The organism is Mesorhizobium sp. M7A.F.Ca.AU.002.02.1.1 (assembly GCF_003998535.1).
Lineage (GTDB): Bacteria > Pseudomonadota > Alphaproteobacteria > Rhizobiales > Rhizobiaceae > Mesorhizobium > Mesorhizobium ciceri.
Genome location: NZ_RZPB01001355.1, coordinates 1 through 789 on the forward strand (window position 1 = coordinate 1; position 789 = coordinate 789).

Sequence of the window (789 nt, forward strand, 5' to 3'; positions counted from 1 at the left end):
GGTCGAGATCATGACCGCCATCCTCAAAGCGCCGGTCGATCTTCTGTGGTTCGGCGGCATCGGCACGTATCTCAGGGCATCGACCGAGACCAATGCCGAGGTCGGCGACCGCGCCAACGATGCCATTCGCATCACCGCGCTCGACGTCCGGGCGAAAGTGATCGGCGAGGGCGCCAATCTCGGCGTCACGCAGCGGGCGCGCATCGAGTTCGGCATGAATGGCGGCCGCTGCAACTCCGACGCCATCGACAATTCGGGCGGCGTCAACTGCTCCGACGTCGAGGTCAACATCAAGATCGCGCTGGCTTCCGCCATGCGCAAGGGGTCGTTGACACGCCCGGCACGCAACAAGCTGCTGGCCGAGATGACCGAGGAGGTCGGCTCGCTGGTGCTGTCCAACAACTACCAGCAGACGCTGGCGCTTTCGATCGCCCGCAAGCGCGGCCTCGCCGACATCGCGCATCAGAGCCGCTTCATGACGGCGCTGGAGGCGCGCGGCCTGCTCGACCGTGCCGTCGAGACGCTGCCGTCGCCGGCAGCGCTGGCCGAGCGCGAAGCGCGTGGCGAACCGCTGACCAGAGCCGAACTCGGCGTGCTGCTCGCCTATGCCAAGATTGTGCTGTTTTCCGACATCGTCGCCAGCGACGTGCCTGATGACGCGCATTTCGACCGCGACCTGATGGGCTATTTTCCCGACCAGATGGCGAAGAAATACGCCGCCGAGATCCATGGCCACAGGCTGCGCCGCGAGATCATCACACGGGTCGTCGCCAACGATCTGGTCAATCG

Annotated in this window: 1 protein-coding gene; it reads left to right on the forward strand. The window is 65.3% G+C overall.

Features of this window, described 5'->3' with window-relative positions:
* On the forward strand, positions 1 to 789 hold a 789-nt coding region (locus tag EN879_RS37690), incomplete at both ends, for an NAD-glutamate dehydrogenase domain-containing protein (protein ID WP_164774929.1).